Source organism: Paenibacillus sp. FSL H7-689 (assembly GCF_000517905.1).
GTDB classification, from domain to species: domain Bacteria; phylum Bacillota; class Bacilli; order Paenibacillales; family Paenibacillaceae; genus Paenibacillus; species Paenibacillus amylolyticus.
In genome coordinates this window covers 449,286-457,184 of the sequence record NZ_ASPU01000028.1, presented here as the reverse complement: position 1 = coordinate 457,184, position 7,899 = coordinate 449,286, and the positions used below count along the sequence as shown (strand labels likewise).

Sequence of the window (7,899 nt, the reverse complement as noted above, 5' to 3'; positions counted from 1 at the left end):
AATCACGGGTGCAACCGGGGAGACAGGCGCAACGGGCGTAACCGGAGCCACGGGAATCACGGGTGCAACCGGGGAGACTGGTGCAACGGGGGTAACTGGGGCCACAGGCATCACGGGTGCAACCGGGGAAACTGGTGCAACCGGCGTAACCGGCGTAACGGGAGCCACGGGCATCACTGGCGTAACCGGGGTAACTGGTGCAACGGGGGTAACTGGAGCGACAGGCATCACGGGCGTAACCGGCGAGACTGGGGCCACGGGTGCAACCGGAGCCACAGGCATCTCAGGCGCAACGGGCGTATCTGGGGCCACGGGGATCTCAGGTGCGACTGGGCAAACAGGCACAAGTGGGGCAACAGGTGCAACGGGCTCAACTGGGGCAACAGGGAGCACAGGTGCAACCGGGGCAAATGCCACAATACAAAATGGATTATTTAATGTTAGCGTACCTTCTGTTGCAAATGCGACAGCTATTTCGTATACGACTGTATTTATTAATGGCACTAACATATTGCATCCTACAAGTACAACCTTTGTACTGGCAATAGGCCACATTTATTTGGTTTCGTATACGTTTAGAGCAACGAGTTCTGTAGTTGGGAACGTTACGGTCACACCAAGAACTAACCTCGTATTTCAAAGTCGGTTTTCAGGGAGAGCAGTTACAGGAACTTTAGATGCGAATGTAAGTGTATCGGGTACGTTTTTAGCTGATGCTACTTCAACTGCGCTTACAATCGATTTTCTTTATAATGGATCGGCAACAGCTACACTTACAGATGGTTCTGTTTCGATTATTCAGGTTCAGTAGCGGAGTGGAAGATGAGCGCCTAAATTTTTGTTAGTTTAAAACCAAAGGGGTGGAGGTGGATGAATATTTCTACCTCTAATCATTTTGGAAAAAAGGAGAATAAAATTTTATGGCTATTTTATCAACCGGACCGATTGAGAATAATCCGGTCAGTGGTGTAAGGCCAACGCAGCAACTGACAATTAAAATGGATAACCGAGATTTAATCAATAGTGCCGATATCTTGATTCAAGGATATTATCTAGACGGAGCTCGAAACTTATACGTAAACGAACTCATTAATGTGAATCCAAATGAAGTAATAACGAAGAATTATGATGGGAACTTTAATGCTTTTGAATTTGTCTTTACAACGAGCGGTTTAGCAGAAGATCAGATGGGAATCTCGGTTTGGGGAAAAAATGTAGAGGGGCAACTTGTAATTCCCCATCGCATTGTATCTTCAGAATTGCTAGGCGCAAATGAAGTAACAGGACCCACAGGAACAACGGGAGCTACAGGAGCCATAGGAGCCACTGGGGCTACAGGGGCTACAGGAGTCACAGGAGCGACGGGAGCCCCAGGTACGATTGAGCCTAATGCGACCATCGTGGGAGTAGGACCAAATGTCAGCTCTCAATTTAACGAATTAAGAACCAGTGAAAAAACGCCGATTATTGAGTTGACTTCTGTATATGGCTTATCCAACCTAAGAGACATTGTTTTAACATTGGGCGATGCTACAGTGGGAAGTAATAATACGGAATTTCAATTAACTACAACTATATCCGGATCTGACATTGCTATTCTTCAAAGCTCGGAGAGAGGAAGGTATGAATCAGGTTTAGCGGGAGAAATAGGAATAGGAGTTCGATTGCCGGCTCCACCGACAGGGGCCCAAGTGGTCAGATGGGGCGCTTTTGACGATCAGAACGGCTTATTCTTTGGACAGAGCGTAGTGAATGGAATATTTGTAGCGATCAGAAGAGCAGGTGTTGACACTATTATTCCTCAAGCATCTTGGAATGTGGATAAATTAGATGGAACAGGTCCGAGTGGCGCAACGCTTAGTTTATCTACAGGGAATATATTTCAAATCGTATTTACATGGTACGGGTATGGAGTAATCGAATTTAGAGTCGTCATCCCTGATCCTGCAACTTTAGCACAAGAAGTAATTATCGTTCATCGCTTTTCCCCCAATGGGCAAACCAGTCTGGCCGATCCTAATCTTCCGCTACGTGCGGAAATCTTTAATAATGGCACAGAATCAGAACTCAATTTATTCGTTGGAGGAAGACAATACAGTATATTGGGTAAATATAATCCCGTTTTCAGGGTTACTTCCGAAAGGAGAACTGTAACTGCAACAGGGTCACTCACACCAATTTTGTCTTTCCAGAGAAAGACATCCTTCCCGCCAGGTTCAGGTAGGGCAAATTCAGTGAGTGTCAAATTAGAAAGTATTGATCTTATAACTACAGATGATATTTATTATCAGATCATATTAGGCGGAACGATTAATGGAGGCTTCGTAAACTTTCCAACAGCAACGACTAATATTCCAACTTCGGAAACAGCTCTTCTAATTAACAACACACTAACGACAATTGCGGATGGTCAAGTCCTATTACAAGGCTTAGTAGCCGGAGTTGCGGGAAGTGTCAGAATATCAGCTTCAGCTTCATTATTGGATTTCCAATTACCTGACTCTGAAATTGTGACTTTAGCCGTAGCGAATTTAAGCGGGGGGACTAATCCTGTTACGGCCACCTTCAGTCTTACTGAAGAATGGTAAAAAGTAATAGGAGAAGGAGGAAATTCACTTTTCCCTTCCTGCGAAGGAGGAACTATCTTGTCGGATATTATAATCTCAAATGTGGGTCCCAATATAAGTTCGCAATTCGATGAGCTAATTGTATCGGAAAAAACCCCAATTGTGGAGTTAACATCTGCATATGGTCTATCCATTCTAAGAGATTCCGTTACAACCCTTGGGGATGGTACGGTTACCAATGATGCAACGGAATTTAATCTAAGCAATACCACTAACGGAATAGATTCAGCCATTCTAGAAAGTGTATTACGAGGTAGATACGAGCCAGGATTCGCAGGAGAAGCCGGAATCGGCGTTCGAATACCTATGCTGCCGATAGGTAATCAGATTGGAAGATGGGGATTCTTTGACGATCAGAACGGGGCTTTTTTTGGAGTAAATAGCACAAATGTATTCGTGGTCATACGGCGAGGAGGCTCCGATACAACATTTCCTCAAAGTTTATGGAATGTAGACCGATTAGATGGAACAGGTCCGAGTGGAGCGACGCTTAGTTTATCTAAAGGGAATATATTTCAAATCGTATTTACTTGGTATGGATATGGAGTAATCGAATTTAGAGTGGTCATCCCTAATCCGTCGACTTTAGCGCAAGAGGTAATTACCGTCCATCGATTCTCTCCAACAGGTCAAACGAGTTTTATTGACCCGAACCTCCCATTAAGAGCACAAATCGATAATAACGGAACTGCAGAAGCTTATACCCTTTTTGTAGGAGGAAGACAATATAGTATTATCGGAAAATATGATCCTACTTTTAGGGTCACTTCGGAGAGGAGAAGGATTACTAATCTTACATCAACACTAACGCCCGTCCTATCATTTACAAGAAAAGCAATCTTCCCTTCGGGATCAGCTAGAACGAACTCTGTTCAGGTGGATCTAGAAGAACTAAACATTATCTCATCCGTAGATCTTAGTTATCAAGTACTTGTGGGTGGAACTCTTGATGGAGCATTTATTAATTATCCAACAGCTACAACGATCATTCCCGATAGTGAAACAGCTTTGTTGGTAAACAATTCGTCTACAACGATTACCGGAGGAGAAGTAGTGTTTCAAGGTGTTACAGGAGGCGGAACAGGTGTTGCCAGAATATTAGCTTCATCAGAACTATTGGACTTCACGCTTCCTGAAAATCAGGTCGTAACATTAGCTGTATCAAATATTGGTGGGGCAGGCTCAAATATAGTTGATGTGGTATTTAGAGTTGCTGAGAGCTGGTAAAACCTCAGGTCATAATGATGCACAATAGATGTTGGGAAGGGGTAAGAGAGAATGATTTTATCCACCGGACCGATAGAAAATAATCCTGTTAATAGTGTAAGGCCGACACAACAGTTGACGATCAAAATAGATAATCGAAACTTAGTCGATGGCTCGAATATCCTGATTCAAGGTTATTATTTGAATGGAACAAGAACACTATATGTACTTGAGTTAATTTCTATAAATCCTAATCAGGTCCTAACCAAAAATTATTACGCAGACTTTAATTCTTTTGAATTTGTCTTTACAACGAGCGGTTTAGCAGAGCAACAAGTTCAAATTTCAGTTTGGGGTAAGGATGCTTCCGGACAGCTTGTCTCGGCGCATCGCTTAGTAGCTTCTGAACAACTTGACGAAGCATAAGAAGCAAGATAAACGGCGGGCTTGAATTAGATAAAACAAACTCGTCAAAACACTTAGAAAAGAAATGAAGAGGATGGTGGATGTGTCTTTTGGCTCAGGGGATGATAACAGCCAAAAACCAATCTTCCGAAAAACACGACAATGGATGAAATCAGTACAAAAATAAAAAAAGGACCGTAAGTGTTCATCTTCCATCGATGAATGCTTTCGGTCCTTTGATGTTTATCCTGTACTAATGAACGACGGGATCGGTTTCCGCCTCTCTATGTTAACGTCTTCGGAAGGCTCCGCCGCGTGCCAGAGCAAAGAAGATGAGCAGGGCAATAATCGAGCCAACGATGGCGGGAATAATATGAAATCCGCCAATTACCGGCCCCCTTGGTCCCAACAATTCCGTTCCTAACCAGGAACCGATAAAACCCGCAATAATGTTCCCAAGTACACCGCCCGGTACGTCCCGCCCAATCAAGTTGCCGCTTAACCAGCCAATAAGTCCACCAACAATGAGTACCCAGAGCAGATCCATGGATTGTTCTCCTTTCTTCGAGTTTATTACAAGTTATGTTGGGCTGAGTGGAATATACCTCACCTTCCAGTTGGTGGAGGAATCTAAAGTGTCTGTGCTAAGATGAGGGTAAATGATGATTCAAGCTGGGGAACAAGGCTAGAAGGGGTGCACATTGAAGAAAATACTTGTCATTGACGATGAAATCGCAATCAGAGATTTAATTGAGCTTGTACTGAGAAGAGAAAACTACGTCGTTCAAACGGCTGAAAACGGTAAAATAGCCCTGCAGCTGCTGGATACTTTTGGGCCGGATCTAGTGGTGCTTGATTTGATGTTGCCTGACTGCTCCGGATATGACCTATGCAAGGAAATCACCGGGAAACGTGCCGTTCCTGTGATCATGCTCTCTGCCAAAAATGAGGTAATCGACAAGGTGTTGGGACTAGAGCTAGGGGCGGAAGATTACATAACCAAACCCTTTGACAATCGTGAATTGCTCGCTCGGATCAAGGTCATTCTGAGAAGAAACGAGAGCAAGGAAGAATCAAGTGAAGGAACAGAAGTGAAATCTACACGCATCATTCATGAAGAACTGACATTTGATCTGGAAAGCCGCAGGGTGCTGAAAAACGGTGTACCCGTGTCTTTAACGGCCAAAGAGTTTAAAATTCTGGAAACGTTACTCAAAAGGCCAGACAAAATCTTTACCCGGGATGAGCTGCTGCAGATCGGATGGGGATATGATTTTATGGGAGACAGTCGCAGTGTAGATATGACCATCATGCGATTACGGAAGAAGCTGGAGGATAACGCCGACGAACCGAAGTATGTCAGGACGATCTATGGATTTGGCTATCAACTTGGAGGTGGCGAGGCCTGAAGTATGCAACCCGGTTACTGCTGAATTATTTATTTTTCTCCGTGCTGTCCTTTGGCATCATCATTTTTGCGGTGAATAAAGCCATCGATTATTACAGCTTCATTACCATTGAGAAACAGATGATGGAGAAAGCAGATCTGTCCGAGTTGTCCTTCCGTGAGGTGTTATCACAGCATAGGTCAACTTCAGGAGACCCCCAGACCAAGGAAATTGTCAGACTTGCTCTAGAGAAGCTGAAAGCTTCGGGCAAGGAAGTACGTATCTATGACAGCTCCAAGCAGTTGCTGGGCTTGGCTGTGGATGGCATCATCATTAATGATGGCAAACCTCTTATTTTCGAAAAAAATATTGAGAAATCCCTGAGCGGCAGTTATGCCTACACCGTAACGGAAGATCATCTGCTTTATTTTGCGACGCCCATTCAGGATCAATTCTACGAGAACGCTTATGTGTATGAGTTCGTGGAGGACATTTCCTACTTTTATGCGATTATGGACCAAATCCGTTATATCTTGTTTGCGGGTGCAGGCGGATTTATTGTACTGATTACGTTATCCAGTCTGTGGATTGCCCGCAACACTACCAAGCCGATTAAACTGTTGCTTAGCGCTACGCAAAGTTTCTCTAGACAGGAGTTTCGGAGAGTTCATCTCAATCGGAAGGATGAGCTGGGCATGCTGGCAGATGGGCTGGATTCCATGGGGCGGCAGCTTCATGATTACATTCAGTACCAGAAACAATTTGTCTCCAATGTATCTCACGAGTTAAAAACACCCTTGGCAGCCATTCGTGGTTTCTCTCAGTACTTGGTTGAAGGGGAGAACGAGGACAAGGAGTTGCAAAAAATCTATGCTCATCTGCTGCAGGAATCGGATCGGCTGACGCGCTTGATCAATGAACTGTTGTTGTTATCCCGATTCGACAAGGCTGGTTCTAACGATTTGGAAGTCGAGAAGACAGAAATGAACGAACTGATTCAGCAAGTCGCAACGAATATGGGTGCCAAGGCCAAGGATAAAGGGATAGAGATCAGAGTTAGTCAGGCGGAGGAAGAACCGGATGATGAGGGTAAGACAAGAGTTTACGCCAACGTAAATCCAATGCTGATGTCTCATGCGATTGCGAACCTTGTGGACAATGCCATCAAATATTCAGGCGGTCCATCGCTAATCCAATTGAAGTTGGAACATACGCCAAGCGAGGTAGTTATACGGATACGTGATCAAGGTATTGGTATCGCGGGCGATGAGCTGGAGCGAGTGCAGGAACGTTTTTACCGGGCGAAAAATGCAAGCACAGCGAACGGTTCAGGTCTTGGGCTTTCTATTTGCAAGGAGATTGTCGAGCGGTTTAATGGTTATATTGACATGGAAAGTCAAATCGGGGAAGGAACAACCGTTACGATTGTGTTGCCCCGTGCGGAAACACGCGGGTAAATAATTAACGTTACAAGATTGGTACATTTCTGTTATGAGACTAACAAATGATTTATTTATAATCACTTCATAAGAACAAATCACACATTTATGGAGGGATCATGATGAAATTGATAAACAAAGCAACAGGTGTTATCGTACTAGGTGCTCTACTAACGGTGGCATTAGCGGGCTGTCAGTCCAATGATGCTACGCCCCCAGCAACCGGACAGAACACAGCGAATGAACAGAGCAAAGGCGAAGGAGCAACCAATTCTCCTGCGCCTGCTTCCGAAAGTTCGGAAGAAAAGGGTACTGAAGCTATTAAAGAAGGTTCGATGGAGAAGGAAGGTAATGTGGTGCTGAAGGAGCTTGCTTTTGTCTATAATGAGCACACCATTGCGATTTCGGATACAGCGAATGAAGATCAGATGGAACAGATGCTGGGCAAACCGGATAACCTGAAATCTCATACGTACAGTGCCGACGATGGAACCAACATGGATACGTTAATCGGTTTTACAGAAAAGGTCTATACGTATCCTGGTCTGGAGATTAAAACAATCAGTATACCAGAGGGAAAACAAGACTCCATCTTTCATATCGAAATTACAGATCCTAAGTACGCGACAGCGCGAAACATTAAAGCAGGAGATAGCCTGGATACACTCAAGAACGCCTACCCTGAGGGGAAACTGCTTGGTGATGGAGCCCCAGATGAAGAGGATGACTTCCGTTACGAACCATCCAATTATGTGGATGTAATGTCGTTTCATATCAAGGATGCCAAGGTGGAGAGCATTCAGATCTACAGCCTTCTGGACTAATATTTAGGAA

General features: G+C 44.3%; 7 protein-coding genes and 1 pseudogene. 7 read left to right on the top strand and 1 reads right to left on the bottom strand.

Features of this window, described 5'->3' with window-relative positions:
* The 4 genes and pseudogenes from C170_RS31185 to C170_RS21650 all read left to right on the top strand — a co-directional run.
* A pseudogene (locus C170_RS31185) lies at positions 1-811 on the top strand (collagen-like protein); the annotation flags it as partial.
* Between the two features lie 109 nt (positions 812-920).
* A complete protein-coding gene (locus tag C170_RS31405; protein WP_235200815.1) occupies positions 921-2,588 on the top strand; it encodes a hypothetical protein in 1,668 nt (555 codons plus the stop codon).
* A gap of 57 nt (positions 2,589-2,645) precedes the next feature.
* Positions 2,646-3,854, top strand: a complete 1,209-nt coding sequence (locus C170_RS21655) for a hypothetical protein (protein ID WP_036613939.1) — start codon at positions 2,646-2,648, stop codon at positions 3,852-3,854.
* 51 nt (positions 3,855-3,905) lie between these two features.
* Complete coding sequence (locus C170_RS21650; protein WP_036613938.1) at positions 3,906-4,259, top strand: hypothetical protein; 354 nt, start codon at positions 3,906-3,908, stop codon at positions 4,257-4,259.
* A gap of 268 nt (positions 4,260-4,527) precedes the next feature.
* Here the strand turns inward: C170_RS21650 and C170_RS21645 are convergent, their stop codons facing one another.
* Positions 4,528-4,785, bottom strand: a complete 258-nt coding sequence (locus tag C170_RS21645) for a GlsB/YeaQ/YmgE family stress response membrane protein (protein WP_024630063.1) — start codon at positions 4,783-4,785, stop codon at positions 4,528-4,530.
* Positions 4,786-4,939: 154 nt separating this feature from the next.
* Between C170_RS21645 and C170_RS21640 the strand changes: the two genes are divergently transcribed.
* From C170_RS21640 to C170_RS21630, 3 genes are all read left to right on the top strand, one after another.
* Positions 4,940-5,647 carry a response regulator transcription factor gene (locus C170_RS21640; RefSeq protein WP_036613937.1) on the top strand — a complete coding sequence of 236 codons (708 nt, stop codon included), beginning with the start codon at positions 4,940-4,942 and terminating at the stop codon, positions 5,645-5,647.
* 71 nt (positions 5,648-5,718) lie between these two features.
* Positions 5,719-7,083, top strand: a complete 1,365-nt coding sequence (locus C170_RS21635) for a sensor histidine kinase (RefSeq protein WP_235200814.1) — start codon at positions 5,719-5,721, stop codon at positions 7,081-7,083.
* Positions 7,084-7,184: 101 nt separating this feature from the next.
* Positions 7,185-7,889 (top strand): hypothetical protein, encoded by a 705-nt coding sequence (locus C170_RS21630; RefSeq protein ID WP_235200813.1) that lies wholly within the window; start codon positions 7,185-7,187, stop codon positions 7,887-7,889.
* Positions 7,890-7,899: the final 10 nt, after the last annotated feature.

Coding starts and splice junctions, on each gene's coding strand:
- C170_RS21630 (WP_235200813.1), top strand. CDS start 7,185: ATGATGAAATTGATAAACAAAGCAACAGGTGTTATCGTACTAGGTGCT.
- C170_RS31405 (WP_235200815.1), top strand. CDS start 921: ATGGCTATTTTATCAACCGGACCGATTGAGAATAATCCGGTCAGTGGT.
- C170_RS21645 (WP_024630063.1), bottom strand. CDS start 4,785: ATGGATCTGCTCTGGGTACTCATTGTTGGTGGACTTATTGGCTGGTTA.
- C170_RS21650 (WP_036613938.1), top strand. CDS start 3,906: ATGATTTTATCCACCGGACCGATAGAAAATAATCCTGTTAATAGTGTA.